Origin of the sequence: Micropruina sp., assembly GCF_047602085.1 — a bacterium.
Lineage (GTDB): Bacteria > Actinomycetota > Actinomycetes > Propionibacteriales > Propionibacteriaceae > Micropruina.
In genome coordinates this window covers 92,284-116,803 of the sequence record NZ_JASGID010000002.1, presented here as the reverse complement: position 1 = coordinate 116,803, position 24,520 = coordinate 92,284, and the positions used below count along the sequence as shown (strand labels likewise).

Sequence of the window (24,520 nt, the reverse complement as noted above, 5' to 3'; positions counted from 1 at the left end):
ATCGACATCAGCGAAGACGAAAAAGCGACGATCCGACTCGCCGAGCCGTTCGCCGCCCTCGCACCAACACCCGAATCCACCGATGTCAGCGGTTCTAGTACGTCTGAAATTGTGGAGACGAAGGGACTCGAACCCTCAACCTCGACCTTGCAAAGGTCTTGCGCTGCCAGTTGCGCCACGTCCCCGTGCCCGGGCAGCCCGAGCCTACCGGCTTCCCCCGCCCCCCGCACGTCCCCCGCCCCCCGTCCCCCGCCCCCGTCCCACGTTGCTCAGCTTTGGCTTCGTTGCACAGGTTCAAACCCAAGCAACGAACCCAAACCTGAGCAACGTCGCCCTGAGGACGGGCGGGACGGCCGGGACGGCCGGGGGAGGCCGGGGGAGGCCGGGGGCTGTGGGGGTGGCCGGACGGGCGCGTCGACCGGGTCGGGGGCGTCCAACTACCCTGGGTGCCATGTGGTCCAAGCGCGAGGTGGTCGACTACGCGCTGCAACGCCGAAACACCCTGCAGGCGTTGCGGCGCTCACCGCGCACCTTGTCGCGCTCGGACGCCTGCGATGCAGACCCAATGCTGATTCGGGCTGCCCTGCATCACGGTGAGGACGCGACCGAGCGCTGCCCGATCTGCGAGGCCCGCATGGTGAACCTGCAGTACGTGTTCGGAGAACAGCTCGGGCAGTACTCGGGGCGGATCAAGTCCACCGCCGAACTCGACGCGATGCAGTCGGAGTTCGGTGAGTTCAAGGTGTGCGTGGTCGAGGTCTGTACCGACTGCGGCTGGAACCACATGACCAGTTCGTTCCTGCTCGGCGACGGCGTGAAGCGTCGTCCGCCGCGCCGGCAGAAAACCGTCGAGGACATCTATGGCTGACCCCAAGCGCGCCCCGAAACCACAGCAGAAGAAGAGCGGCTGGCGCCGGTTCTTCACCTGGCTCGGCGTAACCGTTCTGGCGTTGCTGCTCGCCGGTGCCGGCCTGGTCGGTTTCGCCTACGCGACCGTCAAGCTGCCCGACCCCAACGCCGACTTTCAGACCAACACCTCGTTCGTCTATTTCGCCGACGGCAAAGAAAAGCTCGGCAGCTACCAGATTCAGAACCGCCAAACCCTGCCGCTGAACGAGATTCCGCAGAACGTGCAGGACGCCATCGTCGCCGGCGAGAACCGAACCTTCTGGACCGACCCCGGCATTTCGGTGTCCGGCCTGGTGCGGGCGGTGATCTCGGTGGCCCGCGGCGAAGACCTGGTGGGTGGCTCGACGATCACCCAGCAGTACATCAAGGTGCTGTACCTGAACCAGGAGAAGAGCTTCACCCGCAAATTCACCGAGATTCTGCTGGCGGCCAAAATGGGCAACGAGCTGAGCAAGGAGCAGATTCTCGAGGGTTACCTCAACACCGTGTATTTCGGGCGCGGCGCCTACGGCATCGAGGCCGCCGCCCAGGCGTTCTTCGGCAAGCCGGCCGCCAAGCTCACCGATGCCCAAGCCATCGCGCTGACCGCGCTGGTGAACAACCCGGGCAACCTCGACCCGGCCAAGGGCGATAAGCAGGCCGCCGACCTGCTGGAGCGCTACCAGTACACGATCAACGGCCTGGTCGAGATGGGCACGATGACCGAGGAGCAGAAGAATGAGATCTACTCGCACCTGCCGAAGTTTCCCGAGGTCGAGCGCGATTCGCAGTTCGGGGGGCCCAAGGGCTTTCTGCTCAACCTGGTGCAGGACGAGCTGAAGGCCAAGGGCTTCACCGAGGAACAGATCAACGGCGGCGGGCTTGCGATCACCACCACCTTCGACGTCACGGCCCAAGAGGCTGCGGTGAAGGCCGCCCAGAAGATCACCGCTCAGACCGCGGCCACCGGGGGCAAGAAGGCCAAGAACCTGCACGCGGGGCTGGCGTCGGTCGACGTCGAGACCGGCGGGGTGATCGCCCTCTACGGCGGGCCGGACTTCGTCAAAGACAGCCGCAACTGGGCGACCACGGCCCGTCCGACCGGTTCGACGTTCAAGCCGTACGCGCTGGGGGCGGCGCTCGATCAGGGCTTCACCCTCAACGACAAGCTGAACGGCTCGCAATTCACCCCGCCCGGCGAGAGCACGCCGGTGCGCAACGCCGGCGACCGCAACTACGGCACCGTCACCCTGCTGCAGGCCACCACCCACTCGATCAACACTGCGTTCGTCGACCTGGAGGGGCAGATGGAGGACGGGCCAGAGAGCACGCTTGAGTTCGCGCAGGCTGCCGGACTGCCGAAGGCGGCCGGCTGGAACCCGATCAGCCGGGTGCCGCTCGGCATTCCCGAGGTGAGTCCGCTGAGCCAGGCCACCGGTTACGCCACGTTCGCGCGCGGTGGCGAGCACATCGAGACCCACGTTGTGGCCACCGTCAAGGACTCCGCCGGTCGCACCCTATACACCGCCGACACCACGGCAGAGCGGGCCATCGATGCCGACGTGGCCAACGACGTCGCCTACGCCCTCACCAACGTGGTGCAGGACGGCACCGCCGCGCGAGCCGGCAGCATGGGCTTCCCGATCGCGGGCAAGACCGGAACCTACTACATTCGCGACGCCGCCGGCGGATCGAAGACCACCGCATGCTGGTTCGTCGGCATGAGCAAGCAGATCGCCACCGCCGTCATGTATGTGGCCGGCGACCAGGGCACCGACGATCTCAACGACTACTACCCGGCCGGCTTCTACGGTTCGGGACCACCGCTGAGCACCTGGATGTCGTACATGAGCGTGGCTCAGGACGGCCTGGAAGACATCGCCTTCGACGGGCCGACCCGGCGTGTCTCGACCCAGACGCCGAAGGCCCCGCGGACCACCAGCAAGCCGTCCAAGACGGCCAAGGCGTCCGCGAGCGCCACCACCGAACCGACCACCGAGCCCACGACCGAGCCGACCACCGAGCCGACGACGGAACCGACCACCAGGCCCACGCAAGAACCCACCGTCAAGCCGACGGCGACCCAGACATGAGCGTTGCGCAGGTGCTGGGCGGGGGTCTGGGCCGCCGGGCCGAGCGCGGCGGAGTCTGGTTCAACCCCCAACCGTGGGTGATGCTGGCCGGCACCGTGTCGTATCTGGTGCTGATGCTGCGCCAGTTGCCCTGCCAACTGGGCGGCTCGGTGTACAAGGCGATGTGCTACTCAGATATCGGCCCGCTGTTCTACGCCCGCGGGCTGTCCGAGGGCAAGGTTCCGTTCATCACCGCCGACGTCGAATACCCGGTGCTGACCGGTGCCCTGATGGACCTCGCCCGGCGGATCACGATCGCTCTGGGCGGGCAGACTGGCACCGATGTGACCGATTCGGCCATCGCCCACGCCGCGGCGCTGTTCGTGGGTGTGAACGCGGTGTTGCTGTTCGTCCTGTTCTTGGTGGTGTTGTGGGCGCACCTGCAACTGTCGCGGCCCTGGGACGCCATGATGATCGCCGTCGCTCCGGCGGTGATGACCACCGGCCTGATCAACTGGGACTTCCTGGTGCTGGCGCTCACCGCGCTCGGCGTCGTGGCCTGGGCCCGCAATCGTCCAGGCTGGGCGGGGGTCTGGTGGGGCCTCGGCGTCGCGGCCAAGCTGTACCCGCTGCTGCTGGTGGTGCCGCTGGTGGTGCTGTGCTTGCGCTCCGGACGGCTCAAGGCGCTCGGGCTGGCCGTTGGCGGCGCTGTCGGCAGTTGGGTGGCTGTCAACCTGCCGGTCTACCTGCTCAGCCCGTCCGGCTGGCTCTACTTCTGGACCTTCAACGTCGACCGTGGTGCCGACTGGGGCTCGATCTGGTACGCGCTGAGCTTGATGGGCCGCACGGTCGACGACGTGTCGGGGGCCCAGACCTGGACGATGGTGATCGGGACGGCGGCGATCTGCCTGCTGCTGTTGCTGGCGCCGAGACGGCCGCGGCTGGCGCAGGGGTTTCTGCTGCTGATGGTGCTGTTTCTGGTGGTCAACAAGGTGTACTCGCCGCAGTACGTGCTGTGGCTGCTGCCGTTCGTGGTGCTGGCCCGGCCGCGCTGGCGCGACTGGCTGATCTGGAGCGCGACCGAACTACTCTACTTCGGCGCCATCTGGGCGCAGATCGACGGCTCGCTGTCGTCGGGGTCGGGAGGGAACGGACTGTATGTGGCGGCGGTGCTGGTGCGTATCGCCGGGCAGTTGTGGATCGCCGCCCGGGTGGTGCGCGACATCTTCGAACCCGACTTCGACCCGGTGCGCAACCCGCAGTGGAACAGCCGGCACGCCACCGAAGAGCCGCGGCTGGACGACCCTGACGGCGGGGTACTCAACAACGCCCCGGACGCACCCTGGATGCGGCTGGTGCCGTGGCTGCGCTGACCTACGCCCCGACCCCGCAGGCGGCGCCGGTGGTGCGCGACGGCAGCCGCCTGGTGCTGCAGACCTGGCTGATCACCCGGCTGCTGATGGTCGGAGTGGCGCTGTGGGTGGGCCTGACCACCGGACGCTCGGCCGCCGACTTGCTGGCCAACTGGGACGTGCAGCATTACTTCGACATTGCCAGGCACGGCTATGTGGCCGACAACGACATCGCGTTCTTTCCGGGCTGGCCTCTGGTGCTGCGGACGTTCTCGCTGTTCGGGGTGCCGATGCTGTGGGCCGGGGTGGGGCTGGCCCTGATCTGCTCGGCGCTGGCCGCGGCGGCGCTGTTCCGGCTCGGCGGCCCGCTCGCGGCGGTGGCCTGGCTGCTGGCGCCCACCACGGTTTTCACCATGGTTCCCTATACCGAGGCGCCGTTTTGTGCCGCAGCCTTCTGGGCCTGGGAACGCGCTCGTGCCGGACGCTGGCCCGCGGCCGCCGGGCTGGCTGCAATCGCCTGCACGATGCGGGTGTCCGGGCTGTTCTTGCTGGGGGCGCTGGTGATCCTGGCGGTGACGCAGGCGCGGTCGCAGGCAGTTCGTTGGTCGAGCTCGTCCCGTTGCTGTAGCCCGTCCGGACTCTCTGCCCGGGGGCCGGTGGCGGAGGGGGTCTCGACTCGAGAAAACCAGCCTCGGTCGCAGGCTCCCTCGGCGGCCAGACCCATCCACATCTCGAGTCGAGACCCCCTCCGCCACCTCCCAGTTTTGCGGTGGTTTCGATCGCGGCACTGGTTTAGTCGCTTCCGTTGGTCGAGCTTGTCGAGACCCCTTCCAGCCGTGGAAGCCCCTCGCAGCCATCAGCCGTCCAGTTGGCCTGCGCCCGGCCCTTTGATGGTGGTGCGCGGCTGGTTTCGCGACCAGCGGGTGCGGGCGCTGGCCTGGCTCACGGTTCCGGCGCTCACCCTGTTCGCCTACATCGCCTACCTGTACAACCTGACCGGCGACTGGAACGCCTGGTACCGGGCGCAGTCGACCGGGTGGCCGCGTGGCTTCACCTGGCCCTGGGTGGCGTTGCAGCACACCTGGCAGGCGGCCACGTCGAACGCCTACCCGGCCTTTCCCGAGTGGGCGTGGGTGTTTCGCGGCGAGCTGGCGGCGATGGCAGTCGGGCTCATCGTCACGATCGTCTGCCTACGCAGGCAGCGCTGGGCCGAGGCCTCGTGGGTGGGCATTCAGGTGCTGGCGTTCTCGTGCTCGTACTGGTACCTGAGCGTGAACCGGGCGGTGCTGCTGTGGTTTCCGCTGTTCATCCTGATCGGTGAGCGGCTGTCGGGCGGCTGGAACCTGTCGCCGACGCGGCGGCGGTGGCGCATGCTGCTCACCACGTCCGGCTTCGTCGTGGCCTGCTACGTGTTGTGCTGGTGGTCGTGGCTGTTCTTCACCGGACGCTGGGCGAGCTGAGCCGGCGCGGCATGGTCGAGACTGCCGAAACCGCGCGAGATTACGTCACGGTTGTCGGCCGGTTGCGCTCGCGAGGCAGGGCGAGCGCGAACGGTGACGTAATCTCGCAGCCAAAGTTCCGAATGACTTGTGTGGATAACTGCCTCCCACGGGTTGAAGGGTGCTTCTGACCTGCTGCTATGGGGTGGTGGACGACCTCGACGACCTGATGATGATCACCTCGGTGATGGAGCGCAACGGCGGCGTGCTTCGCCAACGTGACCATCTCGCCTCTCGCCTCACATTCGATCGGCTGGTGAAGTCCGGGTCGATCGCGCGAGTGCTGCCGGGCACCTTCGTCAGCGTCGACCTGCTCACCAATCGGCACACGCGCTGCGCCGCGGCACTCGCCACCTATTCGGGATCGGTGCTGTGGGGCACCGACGCCGTGGCTGCGCTGAGCGGCACGCTGGCGAAGTCGCCGTTCGGTCCCAAAGACACCGTGCTGTTGGCGCACGCACAATCGCGGTACCCGCGCCCCGGGGTGACCTGGGTGCGACGCAGCGTGCCGGACGCCCACCGCGTCCGGGTGAACGGGTTGCGCAGTCCCTCGGCGGCTTATCTGGCGGTGGAGGCGTCCGCTCGCGACTCGGGAGCACTGATCGAAAAGTTTCTGCGTGCCGGCAAGGTCAGGCCGGTGGACCTGCCGGCGATCGTGCCGCTGCTGATCGGCAGCCCCGGACAGGACGTCCGGCGGCGCATTGTCGGCGCCAGCCTCGACAACCCCTGGTCGGGTGGTGAGCGCACGCTGCAGGAGTTGTTGCGCAGGAACCGGATCACCGGTTGGGTGGCCAACGCCGAACTGGTTGTGGGCGGGCAAACCTGCTTTCCCGACATCCTGTTCGAGGCGGCGAGACTGGTGCTGGAGTTCGACGGGTATGGCGTCCACTCGAAACCGGAGGTCTTCGAGTCGGATCGTCGGCGGCAGAACCTGCTGGTGATCGGCGGGTATCACGTGCTGCGCTACACCTGGAAGCAGCTCACCGAGCAGCCGGATGCGCTGATCGCTCAGGTGCGGACGATGCTGGCGCGTGAATCTACGTCTTAGTTGGCCGCACCGTGAGGCGGGTGAGGCGTCCTGAGGTCAAACTGTGACGTAATCTCACGCGTTCGGACGCCGCTGAGCCATGACGCCTCAGCGCTCGATCAGGGCTTCCAGCAGGGTGGTGAGCTGCTCGGCCAGGCCGTTCGGTCGGGGCTCACCGTTCAGCACGCTCATCACCACGGTGTTCTCATACACCGCGCCCAGCAATTCGATCACCGCCGGCGCAGGCATCGCCAATCGTCCGCCGACCCGTCGCGCCGCGATCTCGAGCAGCTCGCTTACCGCTGACGAGATGCCGTCGTGCACCGCGAGCCAGCCCGCGCGCAACTCGGGGGTACGCACCGCGTGCAGCCGCAACTCCATCATCGCGACCTGCTCGGGTACCTCTTTGGGCTGCGCTTCGAGAAAGACTCCGACTGCCTGCGCGATCAACTGCTCGGTGCCGGTCTGGCCGTCGAAGGCGTCGGGAATCACGTCGATCGCCACCTGCATCGCCGCCACATGCTGATCGCACTTGCGCCGCAGCACGTCCAGGCACAACTCGTTCTTCGACTCGAAGTTCGAGTAGAAGGCGCCGCGGGTGAAACCGGCGCGTTCGCAGATCTCTTCCACCGAGGCGCCCAGCACGCCGCGCTCGGCGAACAGTGCCACCGCGGCGTCCAGCAGTCGTTCGCGGGTCGCCAGGCGGCGGGCGCTGGGTTCGCGGGCGGCGATTGCGCCGGGGGTCGTCCGGCGGGCTCGGCCGTGAGCCTCTCGGGTCGTGGTCATCGCGAACATCCTAGCGGTTTGCATACAGACTTGTACTGAATACAATACTGCATCGAATACAGTTGTGTATCGAAACTGCGAGAGGGGACGGCCGATGTCGTCGATGCTGTACCGAATCGGGCGGGCAAGCTATCGCCACGGTCTGCGCGTGCTGATCGTCTGGCTGGTGGTGCTGGCCGGGCTCGGAGGCTCGGTCGCCCTGGCGGGTGGCCCGCAATTCAATGACAGCTTCAAGATTCCCGGTGCCTCCTCGCAGGTCGCCCTCGACCAGTTGAAGATGACCTTTCCGTCGGCTGCGGCCGCGACCGCCCAGGTGGTCTTGCTGCTACCCGAGGGCCAATCGCTCACCGATTCGGCTACCAAGGCCACGGTCGTCGACGCACTCGACACGTTCAAGACCCTGCCGATCGTCGACGACGTGATCACCCCTTACAGCGAGCACGTCACGGGCCTGATCAGCGACAACGGACGCGCCGGGCTCGCCAGCGTGCAGCTCAACGTGACGATGACCACCATCACCGACGTGCAGAAGCAGAGCCTGCAGCAGCAGGCCGAGCAGGTTGCCAGTCTGCTGCCCGGCTCTGAGGTGCACCTGGGCGGTGAGGTGTTCAGCACCCACATTCCGCACTTGAGCATCATTGAGGGTCTCGGCGTGGTGGTGGCCGTGATCGTGCTGCTGATCGTGCTCGGGTCGGTCATCGCGGCGGTCATGCCGCTGGCCACCGCCCTGATCGGCGTGGGCATCGCGGTCGAGATCACCATGGTGGCCTCGCGGGTGATGGAGGTGAACTCGACCAGCCTGATGCTCGCGGTGATGATCTCGCTGGCGGTCGGCATCGACTACGCCCTGTTCATCGTCAGCCGTCACCGCGACCAGCTCAGCGAGGGCCTCGAAGCCGAGGAGTCGACGGCCCGGGCCGTGGCCACCGCCGGTTCGGCGGTGGTGTTCGCCGGGTTGACCGTGATCGTCGCACTGGTCGGCCTGTCGATCTCGGGGGTGCCGTTCCTGGGCGTGATGGGCGTGTTCTCGGCGGTCGGCGTGGGTGTCGAGGTGCTGCTCGCCCTGACCCTGCTGCCCGCTCTGCTCGGCTTCGCCGGCGCCCGGCTGAAGCCCAAGGTGGCCAAGCCCGGCAACAACCGACGCGCTGCCGGCCCGCGGTTCGACCTGCGCCGGGTCTGGGTGCGCCTGGTCACCGCCGTGCCGCTGCTCACCGTTGCGGTGGTGGTGGCCGCTCTGGGCTTGCTCGCCCTGCCGGCCAAAGACCTGCAATTGGCTCTGCCCAACTCCGGACGCAACCCCACCAGCTACGGCGACCGGGTCACCTTCGACGTGGTCAGCCGCGAGTTCGGGATCGGCTACAACGGCCCGCTGGTGGTGACCGGCACGATCGTCGAGTCGGACGACCCGCTGGCGATCACCGACGGCCTGAAGGCCGAGATCGAGGCGATGCCGGGGGTGCAGTTGGTGCCGCTGGCCACCCCGAACGAGAACGCTGACACCGCGCTGATCCAGGTGATCCCGACCACCGGTCCGGACGACCCGGCCACGGCCGAGCTCGTCCAACGGCTGCGTGATCAGCACGACCACTGGTTCAACGAGTACGGCATCGACACCTCGGTGACCGGGGCGACGGCCGTCCAGATCGACGTGTCGCAACGACTCGCCGACGCCCTGTTGCCGTTCGCCATCTTCGTGGTCGGGCTGTCGCTGGTGTTGCTCACCTTGGTGTTTCGGTCGCTGTGGGTGCCGCTCAAGGCGGCGATCGGCTTTCTGCTCAGCGTGGGAGCCGCCTTCGGAGCCACCGCGCTGGTGTTCAATCAGGGCTTCGCCCGGCAACTGATCAACCTCGAAGAACCCGGGCCGGTGATCAGTTTCTTGCCGATCATTCTGATGGGCGTGCTGTTCGGCCTGGCCATGGACTACGAGGTGTTTCTGGTCAGCCGCATGCGCGAGGAATTTGTCCACGGCAACCGATCCGGCTACGTCGAGGACGGCTTCGTGCACTCGGCTCGGGTGGTGGTCGCCGCCGCGCTGATCATGTTCGCGGTGTTCGCCTTCTTCGTGCCCTCGGGCGAGGGTGCGATCAAGCCGATCGCGTTCGCGCTGGCCATCGGCGTGCTACTCGACGCGTTCGTGGTGCGCATGACCCTGGTGCCGGCGGTGATGAAACTCTTCGGACGGCACGCCTGGTGGCTGCCCGGCTGGCTCGCCAGGCGGCTGCCGGTGGTCGACATCGAGGGCGAGACCCTGGCCCATCAACTGAAGCTGCAGAGCTGGCCCGAGGCGGGTGGCCATCTGGTTTACGGCCGCGGCCTGGCCTGCGGCGAGGCGTTCGAGGGCGTCGACGTGGCGGTCAACCCTGGCGAGGTGCTGGTGGTCGAGGGCGAGCCGACGGCCAGACGAGCCCTGCTGATGGCGCTGTCCGGACGGCTGCCGCTCACCGCCGGCGATCTGGTGGTGGCCGGACGGGCGCTGCCCGAGCAGGCCTCCGAGGTGCGCCTGCTGGCGGCGGTGGCGACCACCGGCCATCCGTCGCCGATTCACAGCTTCGACGGCCCGGTGCTGCTGGTCGAAGAGGCTGACCTGTTCACCCGTCCCGAACGCGCGGCGCTGGCCGAGCGGCTGCGCACGCTCACCGAGGCGGGCGGCTGTGCCGTGCTCGCCCACGCTCCCGGCGCCGACCTCTCAGATGTTCTGCCGCCGGCGCATCGCACGTTGACCCTGCAAGGAGAACTCAGTCATGTCTGAAGCCACCCGCACCTTTTCGTGGCGCACCCTGCTCGCCCTGGTGATGATTCCGGTGCTGGTCGCCGGAGGCTTTCTGTGGGGCACCTGGAACGCCGGTGACCGGCTGCAGCAGGTGCAGGCCGCCGTGGTGAACCTCGACGAGGGGGTCACCCTGAACGATCAGTTCGTTCCGCTGGGCCGGCAGTTGTCGGCCGATCTGGTCGACACCAGCAAGGAGCAGAACTTCACCTGGGTGCTGGCCGACGAGGCGCACGCCTGGCCGGGCCTGGCGTCCGGCCGGTACGCGGCTGTGGTGGTGATTCCGAGCAACTTCTCGCGCGCGGCGACGTCGTACGGCAATGACGACCCGACCACCGCCGAGCAGGCCACGATCGAGGTACACACCTCGCCGGTGGCCGGGGTGGCGGATACCTGGCTGGGCAATGTGCTGGCCACCGCCGCGTCCCGCTCGCTGAACGCCACGCTGACCAAGGCCTATCTCGACCGCATCTACCTCGGCTTCAACGACACCGGCAAGCAGTTCCAGACCGTCGCCGAGGCGTCCGGCAAGCTGGCCGACGGCACCGACGAGCTCAGTGACGGCATTCGCTCGGCCGCCGACGGCGCGGGGCAGCTCTCCACCGGGGCGCGGCAACTGGCCGACGGCCTGGGCACCGTGGCGTCCAAGACGTCGTCGCTGCCGAAGCAGACCAAGAAGCTGTCTGAGGGCGTCTCGCAGTACGTCGCCGGCGCGAACAAGCTGGCCCAGACGACCATCGACTCACTGCCCGGCCAGGTCAAGCTCGCCGCCGGACTGCAGCAACTCAGCACAGGGACCAGCGGTGTATCCAGCGGTCTGACCACCTACCAAAGCGCGCTGAGCAGCAACGCGGAGCAGGCTGCCGCCGGCGCGAAACAGATCGCGAAGCTGCTGGCGGATGCGCAGAATGATCCGGCGACCTCTGGGCCGGCGGCGATCGCCGCGATCAAGCAGGCCTGCGGCGTCGACACCGATGCCGAGCACCTGGCCGTGGCCGGCGCGGGCTGCGTCGGCTCGCTGAAGGGGGCGGCCCAGGCGCTGACTCAGGCGGCGCAGGGTCTGGACACCAAAGACGGCGAATCGGGCGAGAGCCTGATCAGCGCCGCCGCGGCGGTCGCGTCCGGCATGAGTTCGGTCAGCGATCAGCTCCAGGACGCCGTGCCGGACGTGAGCACGACCACCAAGCAGCTCAAGCAACTGATCGCGGGCGGCACGCAGCTCGCGTCCGGCACCAAGCAACTGGCCGGCGGCATGCCCGCGCTGACCGCAGGCATCGGCAAGCTCGCCGACGGCTCCGATCAGCTTGCCGACGGGGTTTCCGCGTTGAACACCGGGCTGGGCAAGGCCGCCAATGGTTCTGGTCAACTGGCTGACGGCTCGCGCAAGCTCGCCGACGGCCTTGCCAAGGGGGCCGATCAGGTGCCCAGCTTCAGCAAGGCCGATCGCGAGAACCTGGCCACGGTGGTGGCTGCGCCGGTGAGCACCGACGGCATCGCCGGTGTGGTCACCCCGACCGTGTCGTGGGTCAGCCTGCTGATCGCGCTGGCCCTGTGGCTGGGGGCGCTGGCCACCTTCGCGGTGATCAGGCCGCTGGACTCGCGGCTCGCCCTGTCCACCGCGCCGACCGCCACGTTGATCGGCCGGGCCCTGCTGCCCGGGGTGATCGTGGCCGCGGCCCAGGCGATCGTGCTCACCGGCATCGCTGCCGCGGTGCTGGGCCTGGCACTGCCCAAGGCGACGGCACTGGCCGGGTTTCTCGTGCTCGCCGGGGTGGCGTTCGTGCTGGTCAACCACGCTTTGGCGGCCTGGTTCGGCAATGCGGGACGGCTGGTCTCGATCGCTTTCGCGGTGCTCACCACGGTGAGCGCGGTGACCAGTGCGGTGCCCGGGGTGTTCGACACCCTTCGTCCGGTCTCACCGGTCAGCCCGGCACTCGATGGCCTGCGGGCGATCATCACCGACGCCACCGGGGCGGCCCCGGCGGTGTTCACCCTGCTCGGGTGGGCGGTTGTCGCGCTGGGTGTGAGTACGGCGGCGGTGCTGCGGCGGCGAAGCGTCCGGCTGGCCGAGCTGAGCGCGCTGGCCTGAGCAGGCCACCGTTGGTCGAGCCTGTCGAGACCCTGGCTGGATGTCGACAGACTCGACCAACGGGGTCGGTCCCGCGCGTGCCGGTGCGCGAGCGGTAGACATCGCTCGGCTCGTGCCCGCGCTCTCTCCGGAGTAGATGTCGAGCACCTCCCTGGTCTCGGCAACGTCGAGAGAGCCGCCGATCGGTGGACCCGGCGTTCGTTGAGTTGGGGAGACGCTGATTTTTCGCTGGTCGAGCTTGTCGAGACCTCAAGCGGAGTGCTCCGGAACCGTCCCTTGAACCAGGCGGAACCGTCCCTTGAACCATCCGGAACCGTCCCTTGAACCAGGCGGAACCGTCCCTTGAACCATCCGGAACCGTCCCTTGAACCAGGCGGAACCGTCCCTTGAACCAAGCGGAACCGTCCCCTGAACCAGGCGGAACCGTCCCCGCGGGTGTCAGACCCAGGTGCCGCGGTACAGCACGCCGGTGACCTGCAGGTCGTCGTCCAGGACGACGAGGTCGGCGGGGCCGCCCACCGCCAGGTCGCCGGCGGTCAGGCCCAGGGCGCGAGCGGGATTCACACTCGCCTGCCTCACGGCCAACTGCAGTGCCGGTTCGCGGTCGAGGCCGCAGCTCAGCACGGCGTTGCGAAAGACCAGGTCCATGGTGGCGGTGCTGCCGGCGATGGTGGTGGTGCCGGCCACCCGGGCGACGCCGTCGGTCACGTCCACGTCGAGGGCGCCCAGGGTGTAGGCGCCGTCGGACATGCCGGCCGCTGCCATGGCGTCGGTGATCAGTGCGACCCGGTCGGGGCCGACCCACCTGGTCACGTTGCGGTACAGCGCCGGGTGCAGGTGGACGCCGTCGTTGATCAGTTCGATGGTCACCCGGGGATCCTCGACCAGGGCGGTGATCGGGCCGGGATCGCGGTGATGCAGCGGGCGCATCGCGTTGAACAGGTGGGTCGCTGCCCGTGCCCCCGCCTTGATGCCGGCCCGCGTCTGTTCGTAGGAGGCGTCGGTGTGGCCGATCGCGGCGACCGCGCCGGCGTCCGAGATGCGCCGGATCGCCGGCAGCGCGCCATGCAGCTCGGGGGCGATGGTGACCATCCGGATGGTGCCCTTCCCGGCGGCGAACACCCGGTCGATCTCGGACGGCTCCGGGTCGCGCAGCGCGGTGGGCTCGTGCGCCCCGCAGCGCTGGGCCGATAGCCACGGCCCCTCCAGGTGAATGCCGGCCAGCAGTCCGTCCTGCACCTGCTCGGCCAGCACCGCTACCTGCCGCAGCAGTTCCGCCGGATGCGCGGACACCAGCGAGGCGATCATGGTGGTGGTGCCGTGCTTCCGGTGCAGGTCGCGGCTGGCCAGCGAACTCGCTGCGGTCGCGTCCGGGAAGGCTCCGGAGCCGCCGCCGTGGGTGTGCATGTCGACGAAGCCGGGCACCACGGTGACCGCTCCTAGCGCGTGGGTGGGGGTGCCCGCAGGCACCCCCGCGCCCAGTCCTGAGCCCAGCCCGGTGACCACGGTGCCGGTGACCTCCAGCCAGCCCGGGCTCAACACCCCGGTGCCGGTGACGATCCGCTCAGCGGTGATCAACATGGGTGAATCCTCTCCCTCAGCCGACGGTCACAGGCCTTGCCAGGCCGGCTTCGAGGCATAGGTCTCGCGGTAGTAGCCGGTCAACTGCAGACGGCCCGCCGCGGCCTCATCGAGCAGCACCGTCACATGCGGATGATGCTGCAGGATCGTCGCCGGCCACAACGCACTGACCGGACCCTCGGCCAACTGATGGACGGCCTCGGCCTTCGCCGTCCCGCTGGCCACCAGCACCACGTGCCGGGCCGCCATGATCGTGCCGAGGCCCTGGGTGATGCAGTGCGTGGGCACCTGGTCGATGTCGCCGCCGAAGAAGCGCGCGTTGTCGATCCGGGTCTGCTTGGTGAGGGTCTTGATCCGGGTCCGGGACGCCAGTGACGAGCCGGGCTCGTTGAACCCGATGTGACCGTCGGTGCCGATGCCCAGAATCTGCAGGTCGACGCCGCCCGTCGCCGCGATCGCCTCCTCGTAGGAGGCGCAGAACGCGGGGATGTCGGCAGCCAGGCCGTCCGGGCCGTGCACGCCGCTGTCGTCGAAGTCGACGCGATGCACGAAGTCTCTGCGAATCACGTTGTGGTACGTCTCAGGGTGGTCGGACGGCAGGCCGACGTACTCGTCGAGCGAGAAGCCCTTGGCCTGGGCGAAGCTGACCTCACCGGCCTGGCAGCGGGCGGCCAGTTCGTCGTAGATGTGCAGCGGGGACGATCCGGTGGCCAGGCCGAGCACGGCCTCCGGCTGGCGTTGCAGCAGTGCCGCGATGGCCGCCGCGCCGAGCTTGCCGGCTTCGGAAGCGGTGGGGCAGATGACGATCTCCATGATTGACTCTCTCTTTCTCGGATGGGTGCGCGAGGGGTGGCGGACATCGGAGGAATGGTGTAGACCAATAGTTCAAGATTGGCATAGACCAATACGAAGCGTCAAGCTTTGGTCTCGGCAAGCGATGAGCAAGGCGTCCACCGTTGGTTGAGCGTGCCGAAACCCCTAGTGAGAGCACCCCGTCTGAGGTCTCGACACGCTCGGCCAGCGAAAGAGCAGCGTTTTCCTGGGCCAGTCGTCTCCTAGATTGGCCCCATGACCATGCGAACTCGTGAGGCAGGCCTGCTGCGGGTGCCCAAGTACTACCGGGTAAAGCAGGAGCTACTCGGTCTGATCGCCGATCTGGCACCGGGCACGGCGGTGCCCACCGAGCGTGAACTCGCGGCGCGGTTCGACACCTCACGCACCACGGTGCGCCAGGCCATCGCCGAACTGGTGGTGGACGGCCGGCTGGCGCGCACGCAGGGCAGCGGCACGTTCGTCGCCCAACCGAAGCTGATGGTGGTGCGTCCGCTCACGTCGTTCTCGCAAGATCTGGCCGCCGAGGGGTGGCGCCCCGGCAGCGTGGTGCTCGACATCTCGCAGGTGCCGGCCAGCATCGAGGCAGCCGAACGGCTGCAGGTGCCTCCGAACACCCTGGTGCACCGGGTCGAGCGGCTGCGCACCGCGGCTGAGGAGCCGATCGCGCACGAAGTAGCCCTGTTGCCGGGGCCGTTGCCCGAACTCGCTGAGCGGCTCGCCGAACATGAATCGCTGTACCGCACCCTGCGCGAGTCGTACGGCATCGCCTTGGCCACGGCCGAAGACACCGTCGAGACGGTGCTGGCCGACCCGATCACCGCAGACCTGCTGGGGGTGGATACCGGCCTGCCGCTGCTGCTGATCAACCGCACCGGATGGGATGCCCACGGGCGCAGCGTGGAGTGGTCGACCGGGCGCTTTCGGGGGGACCGGTTTCGGTTCGTCTCACGCCAGCGGCTCGACTGACCCGGTGCCGATCGCCCAACCACTTGCTGCCCGCCCGCCTGCGCGAGCCCAGGTAGCTTGAGCGAGCGATTTCGTGACGTCAGCCGCCGGAGGCGTTGGAGGAGGGGGTGCTGATCGGGGGCTCGGGGTTGGTGGCACTCTGGGCCAATTGCGCCGCCTGCTCGGCGGCCGCCTTGCGCAGTGCAACGGCCCGATGAAAGTCGGCCTGGGTGGGCATGCCGTAGGCGCGCGCGGTCGAATCGTGCAGTTCGACCACGTAGCGGTAGATGCGCTCGGCGAATTGGTGCGCGATCTCGCCCGGCGCCGCCTTCAGTGGACGGCCGAACACCACGTGAACGCTGGGACGCCCCTGCGGCGGCCGAGTCGTGCCGTACGGCATCGCGGCGTAGGCGCCGACCAGCGCGATCGGCAGCACCGGCACGTTGCGGCTGATCGAAAGCGCGGCGTGGCCGGGGGTGAAATTTTTCATCGCTCCGGTGCGTGAGCGGGTGCCCTCGGGGAAAAGCAGCAGGGGAACACCCTCACTGATCAGCACGCCGGCCAGGCCCTTGCGGTTGCGCAGCCCCTTGCGATCGACCGGGAAGGCATTGAAGAACAGCCGGGTGGCCGCCGTGGTGTACCACTTGGTGAAGAAATAGTCGGCGGCGGCGCCGGCGGCCAGATTGCGGCTCAGCCGCTGGGGCAGCGCGCCCATGATCAGCGGGGCGTCCAGATGGCTGGAGTGGTTGGCGACGGCGATGAAGGGTGGTTTCAAGGTGTCGAGATTGCGGCGTCCGTGCTCATGCACGTGCACCGCCGACCAGATGTAGGGCTTCATCAACAACTGCTGGGCAACGAACCGTCCGGCCACCCCGCCGGCCGACGAGTAGCGGTTGGTGTTGTCGTCGTCAGACACCATTCACCCTTCCGCCCGATCGGTCAGCCCATTGTGGCGCAGCAACCCGAGCGACCAGGTTCACTGCCTGCTGTGCTCAAGATACGGGAGGCCTGGCGGGCGGTGGAACGCGGCGCGTGCCTGGCTAGCACTTTCTGTAAGATTCCCACGCTCGGCGGGCATGGAAAAGACCCGCTGTTGTAGGCATCCACCAAAGCCAGCATCGCAATTCTGTCCAAATCCAAAGGTCTCTCACCCCTGTGCTTGGCGGTGGCCGGGCCGGTACGGTCAGGCATGGATACCGCGAAGACGATGCTCGACGCCGCCGAGGCCTTCGTTGCCCTGGTCAGCGAGATACCGCACGATGCCTGGGAGCGCCCGGCACTGGGGGTGTGGGACGTCCGGTCCCTGGTCGGCCACACCGCGCGTGCCGTCACCACCGCCCACGACTACCTGAGCCGCCCGGCCGCCGAGATCGAGCTGAGATCGGCGGCGGAATACCTGGCAGCCGGCTACCTGGTCGATCGGTCGATCCATGACGCGGTGGCAGAGCGGGGCGTCGCGGCCGGTCATGACCTTGGCGACGAACCGGCGGAGGTCGTCGAAACCATGATCGGACGGCTGCGCGCCGCCATCGCGGCTACCGACGGTGACCCGGTGATCGACACCATCCTCGGCGGCATGCGGTTCTCTGACTACCTGGAGACCCGCACCGTCGAACTGGTGGTGCACACCTCCGACCTGGCCCTCGCGGTCGGACGCGAGCCGCGGCTGCCGCCCGCCGCGGTCGCCCGGGTGCTGCACATCATCTGCGACGCGGCCGTGCTGAACGGTCGCGGGCTGGACGCGGTGCGCCAGTTGTCCGCCCGGGACGGTTCGGCGTTCGAACTGCTGTAGTCGCGCTGTTGGTGGCGATGGGCTGGTTGAGCTTGTCGAAACCCCTTTGCCAGCACCAGGTCCCCCCAAGGTCTCGACAGGCTCGACCAACGAACCCGATCTGCGACTGCTGGTCGACCCGTCCGGGCATCTCTGGCCACGCCCGGCACGCGCCGCACGACTGGCACGCAGCCTACACATGCTAATGTATGTGTATGTCGGTGATGGAGCGTCGGTTGCAGTTGCTGCTCGATGAACAGCGGTACGGGCTGGTGTCCGCCGAAGCGTCGCGTAGCGGGCGGAGCGTGGCGGCGGTGATCCGCGAGGCCATCGACTACCGATTCCTCGGCGCCGATGAACGCGGTGCGGCCATTGAGGTCTGGCTCGATCTCACCCGCGATCCGGCCGGCCCCGGGCTCGGCTGGAGCGAGATCAAGGACGGTATTGAGGACGACCTCGCCGGCAGTGTGCGCTGATGCGGCAGAGCTGGTTCGTCGACACCTCCGTGCTGCTGCTCGCCGCCGGCGGCGAGCACCCCGACCGCGAACCCAGCCGGGTGTTCCTCGATACCGCGGTCAGCACCGGACAGGCTGTGCACGCCAGCATCGAGGCGATGCAGGAGTACCTCTTTCATCGCATGCGGGTCACCGACCGGCCCCGTGCGTTGCGCGAAACCCGCGCCCTGCTCGCGGTGCTGCACCTGCACGAGGTAACGGCGGCGGTCTTCCGGCGCTCGCTGGGCGTCGTCGAATCGACCCCGTTACGCGGCCGCGGCGCACTGCACGCCGCCACGGCTCTGGAGGTCGGGTTCGACCGCATCGTTACCCTCGACCGCGACTTCGTGCAGGTACCCGGTCTCGTTGCCGTGCATCCCCGGGACGCCACTGCCGGTCAGTAGGGAGGCGCTGATTTTCGTTGGTCGAGCGTGTCGAGACCGTGGACGACCTGGTGCGACACGTGGTTTCGACACGCTCAGCCAACGGTGGGTGCGTTGGCCAGCGTTCCCTTGCGTCAGGCGCCGACGGCCGCCTTGGTCTCGCGGGCCATGGCCAGCTCCTCGTTGGTGGGCACGACGAGCACGGTCACCTTCGAATCCGGGGTCGAAATCACCCGCGGCTCCTTGGAGCGGACGGCGTTCGCGTCGTCGTCCAGGCTGAAGCCGAAGCCGGCGAGCCGGTCGATGATCGCCTTCCGCAGCACCGGGTTGTTCTCGCCGACACCGGCGGTGAAGGTGATCGCGTCCAGGCTGCCCAGCACCGCTAGGTAGGCACCGATGTAGTGCAGCATCCGGTGCACGTAGACCTCGAGGGCGAGCGTCGCGTCGGGGTCTCCGTCGGCGATCAGGTCATTGATGTCACGAAAATCGGTGGCCCCGCACAGCCCCAACATGCCCGACTTCTTGTTCAGCAGGGTGTCGATGTCGTCGATGCTCATGCCCACCTGACGGGCCAGGTAGGCGTGCAGTCCGGGATCGACGTCGCCGCTGCGGGTGCCCATCACCAGGCCCTCCAGCGGGGTCAGGCCCATCGAGGTGTCCACCGCGACGCCGCCGCGGATCGCCGAGATCGAGGCGCCGTTGCCGAGGTGGCAGACGATCTGGTTCAGCTCCTCATACGGCCGGCCGAGCACCTCGGCGACCTTCTTCGACACGTAGCTGTGCGAGGTGCCGTGGAAGCCGTAGCGGCGAATGCCGTGCTGCTGCGCCACGTCGCGGGCCACCGCGTAGGTGTAGGCCGGGGCGGGCAAGGTCGAGAAGAAGGCGGTGTCGAAGACCGCGACGTGTGGCACGTCCGGCAGCGCTTTGCGGGCGGCGTCGATGCCGGCGATGGCCGGAGGGTTGTGCAACGGCGCCAGCGGCGACAGCTCGCGCAGGGCGTCCAGCATCTCGTCGGTGACCAGCGTGGTCTCGCGAAACTGGGCACCGCCGTGCACCGTGCGGTGACCGACGGCGACCACGCTCGACAGCGCCGGGCCGTGTTGTTCGAACAACTGCACCATCACCGTCAAGGCACGTCCGTGGTTGGGGAAGCCACGCTCCTGATGAAAGGTCTGGCCGTTGACGGTGTGGTCGATGGTGCCGGACTCGTCCCCGATTCGCTGCACCAGGCCCGAGGCCAGCACGCTTTCGTCGTCGGCGTCGATCACCTGGTATTTGATCGATGACGATCCGGCGTTCAGCAGCAAGATGGGCGTGCTCATTCGGGCTCCTCGGAGTGGGGTCGGACGGGGTTTCAGTTGCTGTCGGCCTGGGCCTGAATCGCCGTGATCACCACGGTGTTCACGATGTCGTCGACCAGGGCGCCGCGCGACAGATCGTTCACGGCCTTCTTCAGGCCCTGCAGGATCGGGCCGATCGCCACGGCACCGGAGGACCGCTGCACGGCCTTGTAGGTGTTGTTGCCGGTGTTCAGGTCGGGGAAGATGAACACCGTCGCCTTGCCTGCGACCGGTGAGTTGGGCAGCTTGGTCTTCGCCACGTCGGGGTCGACGGCGGCGTCGAACTGAATCGGCCCCTCCAGCGCGATGTCGGGACGCCGCTCGCGGACGATCTCGGTGGCTTGGCGCACCTTGTCGACGTCGGCGCCCGAACCGGAGGTGCCGGTCGAGTACGACAGCATCGCCACCCGCGGCTCGATGCCGAACGCGATCGCGGTCTCGGCCGAGCTGATCGCGATGTCGGCTAGCTGCTCGGCAGTCGGGTCGGGGTTCACGGCACAGTCGGCGTAGACGTGCACCCGGTCTGTCATGCACATCAGGAACGAGCCCGACACCACCTTGACGCCCGGCTTGGTCTTGATGAACTCCAGGGAGGGACGAATGGTGTTGGCGGTGGTGTTGATCGCCCCCGACACCATGCCGTCGGCCATGCCCAGGTGCACCATCATGGTGCCGAAGTACGACAGGTCTTTCATCTTCTCGCGGGCCTGTTCGAGGCTGATGCCCTTGTGGGCCCGCAGTCGGGCGTACTCGGCCGAGAACTGCTCGACCAGTTCGGGGTCGTCCGGGTTGACGATGTCGACGCCGTCCAACACCCAGCCCATGGCCGAGGCGCGGGTCTTGATCGTCACCGGATCGCCCAGCAGGGTCAGGTCGGCGACTCCGCGCTGCAGCAGAATCGAGGCCGACTCGAGAATGCGGTCGTCGGTCGACTCGGGCATCACGATGCGGCGCCGGTGGCGGCGGGCAAGTTCATTGAGCTGGTAGCCGAACATCAGCGGCGTCACGACGCTGGCGGCCGGCACCTCGAGGGCCTTGATCAGTTCGGCGGAATCGACTCGCTCGGCGAAGATTCGCCGGGCCACCTCAACCTTGCGCGGCGACGAGGTGAAGTGGCCGCGGGTATTGAACACGTCCTGGGCGGTGGTGTAGGTGCCCTTGTCGGTCATGCCGATCGGCAGGTCGAGGTGCATGCCGTCGAATAGCTTCACCACGTTCTCAGGGATCGGGTAGCCGCCGGTCAGGATCACCCCGGTGAGCTGCGGGAACGAACCGGAGTGGTGAGCCAGGATCAGTCCGGGCAGCAGGTCGCCGGAGCGATCGCCGGGCATCAACACAGTGGCTTCGGTGACCAGGCGCGAGAGCACGTTGGGCAGCGTCATGGCGGCCACGATGGCGTCCTGCGATTCGCGGTCGAGCAGGTCGGGGTTGCCCAGCACCTGGGTGGCGCCGACCGCCTCGAACTGGGCGCGCAGGGTGGGGGCGATCAGCAGCGGCTCAGAGGGCAGTGCCGCGACCACCAGGTGGGTGAGCTGGCGCAGGGCGTCAGAGGTCTCGTCCAGGATGGCCGGGTCGACCCGATTGGCGATCACGCCGATGGTCTGCACATGGTGGGCGGTGAACTCGCTGAGCGCCGCGTCGGCCGCGTCGCGAATCTCACGCACGTCGCGTTCGAAGCCGTTGACCACCAGCAGCAGGGCTGCGTTCAAGTTGGCGGCGATGTCGGCGTTGAAGGCGAGCTCGGTCGGGCTGGTGACGTCGGCGTAGTCGGAGCCGAGCACCACGATGGCGTCGAAACGGGGGCTGATCCGGCCGAATTTCTCGACCAGAGTGGTCAGCGCACTCTCGGGGTCGGCGCGCATCTCGTCGTAGGTGATGCCCACGGCGTCGTCGTAGGTGAGGTTGATGCCCGGCAGCGCCAGCAGCATCTCGAGGATGTCGTCGTGCTGCCCGGCGGAAACCAGCGGACGGAACACCCCGACCGACTCGACCTCACGCAGCAGGGTGTCGAGCAACCCCAAGGCAACAACGGACTTACCGGTCTGGCCCTCGGGGGCTGCCACGTAGATTGTTCGAGTCACGCCGCCAGGCTATTGCCTGAGCCCGGACGCTGTCTGCTAGCAGTCCACGGGACGTTCCTGGTTCGGCGGTCGAGCTCGTCTTGCTCGTCGAGACCCGGTTGGTCGGGCGTATCGGCTACGTCGGGTGCACCTGTGGTTATGGGTTCCCGGGCCGGAGCGCTGATCAACGCAACCGTCGCTGCGTGAGCTACGTCGAAACCCCTTGCCAGACCCGGATAGCCTCAGACGGAGTGCTCTGACTAGGGGTTTCGACGTAAGCTCAACCAGCGGTAGGCGCAGTGATCAGCGCTTCGTTAACCCCGTGATCGATCCTGTCGAGACCCCCTACAGTCGATCGGCCAGCCAGGTGAGGTCTTTGACGTGGTCGTCGACGCCGCCCGGGGTTTCGATCACCACCGGGGCGTCCGCGCTACGCAGCACGTCGGCGATGCCCTCGGGGTCGCACTGGCCGGCGCCCCAGTTGGCGTGCCGGTCGGCGCCGGAGTCGAACGGATCGCGCGAATCGTTGGCGTGAATCAGGTCGACGCGCCCCGTGATCGCCTTGATCCGGTCGACCAGCCCCATCAGTTCGTTGCCGCCGGCGTGCGCGTGGCAGGTGTCGAGGCAGAACCCGACCCGATCGGCATTGGCCGAGGCGCCGATGGCCGCCCAGAGCCGGTCGACGCGCTCCAGGTGGCGGGCCATGGCGTTACTGCCGCCCGCGGTGTTCTCGATCAGCAGCGGAACGGCGATGTCGAGGCCGTCGACTGCTTTGAACCAGTTGGTAAAGCCAATCTCGGGGTCTTCACCGGCGCCCAAATGCCCACCGTGCACGATGACGCCGGCGGCACCGATCTCGGCCGCTGCGGTGAGCTGCTTTTGCAGGTGCTGCCGCGACGGTATGCGAATGCGATTGTTGGTGCTGGCCACGTTCAACACGTAAGGGGCGTGCACGTAGAGGGCAACTCCGGCCGCGGCCGCGTCTGCGCGCAGGGCAGCGGCGCCGCCTGCGTAGGCCACCTGCGGCCCCTTCCAGCCCTGCGGATTGCCCAGAAAGAACTGGCTGAGCTGTGCGCCGCGGGCCGTGGCCTCGGCGATCGGGTCGGTAGCGTCGACGTGGGCACCCATCGCAATCATGTGGCTGAGCCTAACCGGGGCGTCCGACACCTCGGGCTGCTCGGGTGCCAACGGTGGTTTGCTGCCCCTCACCCCGGGAACGCACGCGTGTCGAGAACGGAACCGTCGGGTGATCGTGTCGAGACTGAGATGACGATGAATGGGTGCGACAAGATGGCTGGTCGAGACCCAGGCAGGGCACGTCGAGACCTTTGAACGAAACGGGACTGAATGAAACGCGATCGGAAAGCGGGCCCCGAATGACCCTGCGACGCCGGTGGCTGGCTACGGCAGCCGCAGCGGTCGTGCTCGGTCTGGGCGGCGCTCAACTGGCCGGGTGCTCGGCGGCGGACGCCCCGGCTGTGCCCGGATCGGAGGCAGGCGCCAGCCCTGCTGGGGCACAGACAGGGGTGCCCACGGCAACGCCGAGCACCGGCGTGACGCTGTCGGCGACTCCGAGCATCGACCCGTCGCCCAGCGACGCGTTGCGGCCCTCCACCAGGCCGGTCGACGAGCGCACCGGCAAGGAACTCGGCCGGCCGTTCACGGTGAACGGAATCGTCGTGGTGTCGGCCGAGCACCCGGTGAGTGCCGGCTACCGGCCCACGATCGGCGACTTCGAGTTGACTCCGACGGCGGCGAAGGCGTTTCGGGCCATGCAGCGGGCCATCGAGAAGGCCGGGCTGCGGCTGTATGTCGTGTCGGGCTACCGCTCGTACGCCGAGCAGAAGGCGTTGTACACCCATCGGCTGGCCACCATGGGCCGGGCCTACACCCGCAAGTATGTGGCGGTGCCGGGCGCCAGCGAGCACCAGACCGGGCTGGCGGTCGACCTGCGCAGCCCGTCCGGACGCGGCACGTCGTTCGTTCGCACCCGGGAGTGGCGCTGGCTGCGGGCGCACGCGCAGAACTACGGGTTCGTGCTGCGCTACCCCGAGGGTAAGACGAAGCTGACAGGCATCGGCTTTGAGCCGTGGCACTGGCGTTACGTGGGGGTTCAGCAGGCGAAGGCGATCCGGGCGTTGGGCGCTGACGTGACGATCGAGCAGTACCTGCGGCTGGCGTGAGCGGCGCGATTGGCCCCGGTGTCGTCCGGACGGCTAAAGTAGACCCTTGGTGCCCCGTGGCACCATGCACACGCCCTCCTGCCATGGGAAATGCTCATGGCCGCTCGAGACCAGAGGAGGTGGAGTTCGCGTATGCGTCAATACGAAGTCATGGTCATCATCGATCCCGACGTGGACGACCGTCAGGTGAATGGCCTGCTGGAGAAGCCGCTCGCGGGCCTGACTAAGGCCGGTGGAACCGTCGACAACCTGGACATCTGGGGCCGTCGCCGGCTCGCCTACGACATTCGCAAGAAGTCCGAAGGCATCTACGCCGTCATCAACATCACCGCTGAGCCTGCCGACGTGAAGGAACTGGATCGCCAGTTCACCTTGAACGAGCAGATCATGCGCACCAAGGTCATCCGGCCCGACACCCGTTAGAGCGAAAACTGTCGGCCCCGGCTGGC

Annotated in this window: 19 protein-coding genes, 1 tRNA gene and 1 pseudogene; 13 read left to right on the top strand and 8 right to left on the bottom strand. The window is 67.8% G+C overall.

Annotation, left to right across the window (positions count from 1 at the left end; translation table 11 throughout):
• Window positions 1–112 precede the first annotated feature (112 nt).
• Window positions 113–185: transfer RNA gene (locus tag QM721_RS01365), tRNA-Ala, on the bottom strand.
• A 266-nt stretch (window positions 186–451) separates the two neighbouring features.
• Between QM721_RS01365 and QM721_RS01360 the strand changes: the two genes are divergently transcribed.
• From QM721_RS01360 to QM721_RS01340, 5 genes and pseudogenes are all read left to right on the top strand, one after another.
• The gene (locus QM721_RS01360; RefSeq protein WP_415118230.1) at window positions 452–868 is read left to right on the top strand and encodes a DUF5318 family protein; all 417 of its coding nucleotides are present in this window, start codon (window positions 452–454) and stop codon (window positions 866–868) included.
• Window positions 861–2,981: a transglycosylase domain-containing protein gene (locus QM721_RS01355; protein WP_415118228.1), complete on the top strand. Its 2,121-nt coding sequence runs from the start codon at window positions 861–863 to the stop codon at window positions 2,979–2,981. The genes QM721_RS01360 and QM721_RS01355 overlap by 8 nt, the downstream gene beginning before the upstream one ends.
• The gene (locus QM721_RS01350; RefSeq protein WP_415118226.1) at window positions 2,978–4,333 is read left to right on the top strand and encodes a glycosyltransferase family 87 protein; all 1,356 of its coding nucleotides are present in this window, start codon (window positions 2,978–2,980) and stop codon (window positions 4,331–4,333) included. Before QM721_RS01355 ends, QM721_RS01350 begins: the two co-directional genes overlap by 4 nt.
• Window positions 4,321–5,052 (top strand): annotated as a pseudogene (locus QM721_RS01345) (mannosyltransferase family protein); the annotation flags it as partial. The gene QM721_RS01350 and the pseudogene QM721_RS01345, both read left to right, overlap by 13 nt.
• An 880-nt stretch (window positions 5,053–5,932) precedes the next feature.
• A complete protein-coding gene (locus QM721_RS01340; protein WP_415118224.1) occupies window positions 5,933–6,859 on the top strand; it encodes an endonuclease domain-containing protein in 927 nt (308 codons plus the stop codon).
• Between the two features lie 87 nt (window positions 6,860–6,946).
• Here QM721_RS01340 and QM721_RS01335 read toward each other — a convergent pair whose 3' ends face one another.
• Window positions 6,947–7,624 (bottom strand): TetR/AcrR family transcriptional regulator, encoded by a 678-nt coding sequence (locus QM721_RS01335; protein WP_415118222.1) that lies wholly within the window; start codon window positions 7,622–7,624, stop codon window positions 6,947–6,949.
• Window positions 7,625–7,718: 94 nt separating this feature from the next.
• Between QM721_RS01335 and QM721_RS01330 the strand changes: the two genes are divergently transcribed.
• Window positions 7,719–10,373: an MMPL family transporter gene (locus QM721_RS01330; protein WP_415118220.1), complete on the top strand. Its 2,655-nt coding sequence runs from the start codon at window positions 7,719–7,721 to the stop codon at window positions 10,371–10,373.
• Entirely contained in the window at window positions 10,366–12,480 is a 2,115-nt protein-coding gene (locus tag QM721_RS01325) for a YhgE/Pip domain-containing protein (protein WP_415118218.1), read from the top strand. The genes QM721_RS01330 and QM721_RS01325 overlap by 8 nt, the downstream gene beginning before the upstream one ends.
• Before the next feature lie 438 nt (window positions 12,481–12,918).
• Here QM721_RS01325 and nagA read toward each other — a convergent pair whose 3' ends face one another.
• Both nagA and nagB read right to left on the bottom strand, forming a co-directional pair.
• Window positions 12,919–14,061, bottom strand: coding sequence for an N-acetylglucosamine-6-phosphate deacetylase (gene nagA / locus QM721_RS01320; RefSeq protein WP_415118216.1), 1,143 nt, complete (start codon window positions 14,059–14,061; stop codon window positions 12,919–12,921).
• Window positions 14,062–14,088: 27 nt separating this feature from the next.
• Window positions 14,089–14,874: a glucosamine-6-phosphate deaminase gene (gene nagB, locus QM721_RS01315; protein ID WP_415118214.1), complete on the bottom strand. Its 786-nt coding sequence runs from the start codon at window positions 14,872–14,874 to the stop codon at window positions 14,089–14,091.
• 255 nt (window positions 14,875–15,129) lie between these two features.
• Here nagB and QM721_RS01310 point away from each other — a divergent pair, with 255 nt between their 5' ends.
• Complete coding sequence (locus QM721_RS01310) at window positions 15,130–15,861, top strand: GntR family transcriptional regulator (RefSeq protein WP_415118212.1); 732 nt, start codon at window positions 15,130–15,132, stop codon at window positions 15,859–15,861.
• A 79-nt stretch (window positions 15,862–15,940) separates the two neighbouring features.
• Here the strand turns inward: QM721_RS01310 and QM721_RS01305 are convergent, their stop codons facing one another.
• Window positions 15,941–16,756 (bottom strand): lysophospholipid acyltransferase family protein, encoded by an 816-nt coding sequence (locus tag QM721_RS01305; RefSeq protein WP_415118210.1) that lies wholly within the window; start codon window positions 16,754–16,756, stop codon window positions 15,941–15,943.
• Between the two features lie 273 nt (window positions 16,757–17,029).
• Here QM721_RS01305 and QM721_RS01300 point away from each other — a divergent pair, with 273 nt between their 5' ends.
• The 3 genes from QM721_RS01300 (at window position 17,030) to QM721_RS01290 (ending at window position 18,509) form a co-directional block, all read left to right on the top strand.
• Window positions 17,030–17,632: a maleylpyruvate isomerase family mycothiol-dependent enzyme gene (locus QM721_RS01300; RefSeq protein ID WP_415118208.1), complete on the top strand. Its 603-nt coding sequence runs from the start codon at window positions 17,030–17,032 to the stop codon at window positions 17,630–17,632.
• Between the two features lie 194 nt (window positions 17,633–17,826).
• Window positions 17,827–18,087, top strand: coding sequence for a hypothetical protein (locus QM721_RS01295; RefSeq protein ID WP_415118207.1), 261 nt, complete (start codon window positions 17,827–17,829; stop codon window positions 18,085–18,087).
• Window positions 18,087–18,509 carry a type II toxin-antitoxin system VapC family toxin gene (locus QM721_RS01290; RefSeq protein WP_415118205.1) on the top strand — a complete coding sequence of 141 codons (423 nt, stop codon included), beginning with the start codon at window positions 18,087–18,089 and terminating at the stop codon, window positions 18,507–18,509. The genes QM721_RS01295 and QM721_RS01290 overlap by 1 nt, the downstream gene beginning before the upstream one ends.
• A 113-nt stretch (window positions 18,510–18,622) precedes the next feature.
• Here the strand turns inward: QM721_RS01290 and QM721_RS01285 are convergent, their stop codons facing one another.
• The 3 genes from QM721_RS01285 to QM721_RS01275 all read right to left on the bottom strand — a co-directional run bounded on the left by QM721_RS01285 (window position 18,623) and on the right by QM721_RS01275 (window position 23,025).
• Window positions 18,623–19,810, bottom strand: coding sequence for an acetate/propionate family kinase (locus tag QM721_RS01285; RefSeq protein ID WP_415118203.1), 1,188 nt, complete (start codon window positions 19,808–19,810; stop codon window positions 18,623–18,625).
• Window positions 19,811–19,842: 32 nt separating this feature from the next.
• The gene (pta, locus tag QM721_RS01280) at window positions 19,843–21,909 is read right to left on the bottom strand and encodes a phosphate acetyltransferase (RefSeq protein ID WP_415118201.1); all 2,067 of its coding nucleotides are present in this window, start codon (window positions 21,907–21,909) and stop codon (window positions 19,843–19,845) included.
• Between the two features lie 324 nt (window positions 21,910–22,233).
• The gene (locus tag QM721_RS01275; protein WP_415118199.1) at window positions 22,234–23,025 is read right to left on the bottom strand and encodes a deoxyribonuclease IV; all 792 of its coding nucleotides are present in this window, start codon (window positions 23,023–23,025) and stop codon (window positions 22,234–22,236) included.
• Between the two features lie 239 nt (window positions 23,026–23,264).
• On the opposite strand from QM721_RS01275, the gene QM721_RS01270 reads away from it, so the two are divergent.
• On the top strand, window positions 23,265–24,071 hold the full coding sequence (locus tag QM721_RS01270; RefSeq protein WP_415118197.1) for a D-alanyl-D-alanine carboxypeptidase family protein: 807 nt from the start codon (window positions 23,265–23,267) through the stop codon (window positions 24,069–24,071).
• A gap of 132 nt (window positions 24,072–24,203) precedes the next feature.
• Window positions 24,204–24,494, top strand: coding sequence for a 30S ribosomal protein S6 (gene rpsF, locus QM721_RS01265; RefSeq protein WP_105186645.1), 291 nt, complete (start codon window positions 24,204–24,206; stop codon window positions 24,492–24,494).
• Window positions 24,495–24,520 lie beyond the last annotated feature (26 nt).

Excerpts from the sequence above, each read along its gene's own strand:
- QM721_RS01360 (WP_415118230.1), top strand. The coding sequence starts at position 452 with ATGTGGTCCAAGCGCGAGGTGGTCGACTACGCGCTGCAACGCCGAAAC.
- QM721_RS01355 (WP_415118228.1), top strand. The coding sequence starts at position 861 with ATGGCTGACCCCAAGCGCGCCCCGAAACCACAGCAGAAGAAGAGCGGC.
- QM721_RS01350 (WP_415118226.1), top strand. The coding sequence starts at position 2,978 with ATGAGCGTTGCGCAGGTGCTGGGCGGGGGTCTGGGCCGCCGGGCCGAG.
- QM721_RS01335 (WP_415118222.1), bottom strand. The coding sequence starts at position 7,624 with ATGACCACGACCCGAGAGGCTCACGGCCGAGCCCGCCGGACGACCCCC.
- QM721_RS01330 (WP_415118220.1), top strand. The coding sequence starts at position 7,719 with ATGTCGTCGATGCTGTACCGAATCGGGCGGGCAAGCTATCGCCACGGT.
- QM721_RS01325 (WP_415118218.1), top strand. The coding sequence starts at position 10,366 with ATGTCTGAAGCCACCCGCACCTTTTCGTGGCGCACCCTGCTCGCCCTG.
- nagA (WP_415118216.1), bottom strand. The coding sequence starts at position 14,061 with ATGTTGATCACCGCTGAGCGGATCGTCACCGGCACCGGGGTGTTGAGC.
- nagB (WP_415118214.1), bottom strand. The coding sequence starts at position 14,874 with ATGGAGATCGTCATCTGCCCCACCGCTTCCGAAGCCGGCAAGCTCGGC.
- QM721_RS01310 (WP_415118212.1), top strand. The coding sequence starts at position 15,130 with ATGACCATGCGAACTCGTGAGGCAGGCCTGCTGCGGGTGCCCAAGTAC.
- QM721_RS01300 (WP_415118208.1), top strand. The coding sequence starts at position 17,030 with ATGGATACCGCGAAGACGATGCTCGACGCCGCCGAGGCCTTCGTTGCC.
- QM721_RS01295 (WP_415118207.1), top strand. The coding sequence starts at position 17,827 with ATGTCGGTGATGGAGCGTCGGTTGCAGTTGCTGCTCGATGAACAGCGG.
- QM721_RS01290 (WP_415118205.1), top strand. The coding sequence starts at position 18,087 with ATGCGGCAGAGCTGGTTCGTCGACACCTCCGTGCTGCTGCTCGCCGCC.
- QM721_RS01285 (WP_415118203.1), bottom strand. The coding sequence starts at position 19,810 with ATGAGCACGCCCATCTTGCTGCTGAACGCCGGATCGTCATCGATCAAA.
- QM721_RS01275 (WP_415118199.1), bottom strand. The coding sequence starts at position 23,025 with ATGATTGCGATGGGTGCCCACGTCGACGCTACCGACCCGATCGCCGAG.
- QM721_RS01270 (WP_415118197.1), top strand. The coding sequence starts at position 23,265 with ATGACCCTGCGACGCCGGTGGCTGGCTACGGCAGCCGCAGCGGTCGTG.
- rpsF (WP_105186645.1), top strand. The coding sequence starts at position 24,204 with ATGCGTCAATACGAAGTCATGGTCATCATCGATCCCGACGTGGACGAC.